This is a genomic window from Acidovorax sp. KNOB132 (genome assembly GCF_057541515.1).
Window position 1 is genome coordinate 1 of sequence record NZ_BAAJYT010000656.1, and the last position, 585, is coordinate 585.

Below are 585 nucleotides of genomic sequence, written 5' to 3' on the forward strand. Positions count from 1 at the left end.
TGCTGGTGGCCGAGGGCACGCAGTCGAGCACCGCCATCCTGAACCAGTCCGACGGCGTGCTGCTGCAGGAGCTGCCCTTCGCCATCGAGCTCAAGAAGTTCATCGTCGAGCACTACTCCACCGGCATGCCCAAGCTCTTCGCGAGCGAGATCGTCATCCACGACAAGGCCACGGGCGAGGCCACGCCCGCGCGCGTGGAGGTCAACCACCCGGCGAGCTACCGCGGCATCGAGATCTACCAGTCGAGCTTCGACGACGGCGGCTCGCGCCTGCAGCTGCGCGCGGTGCCGCTCGCGCCCGGCATAGCGCCCTTCGACGTGGAGGGCGTGGTGGGCAGTTCCACGCCGCTCACCGCCAGCGCCGCGGGCCAGCCGTTCACGCTGGAGTTCACCGCGCTGCGCACCATCAACGTCGAGAACTTCACCGACACCGGCGCCGTCACCTCCGGCGCGGACGTGCGCAAGGTGGACCTGCGCCAAGCGATCGAAGCGCGCCTGGGCGCGGGCAACAAGACCGTGACCCGCAAGGAGCTGCGCAACATCGGCCCCAGCGTGAGCTACAAGCTGCGCGACGCGGCGGGCCAGG

Annotated in this window: 1 protein-coding gene; it reads left to right on the forward strand. The window is 69.7% G+C overall.

What is annotated here, in order from left to right:
- Positions 1-585: cytochrome c biogenesis ResB family protein (locus AC27IO_RS25250; protein ID WP_498741349.1), on the forward strand; the 585-nt coding region annotated here is incomplete at both ends.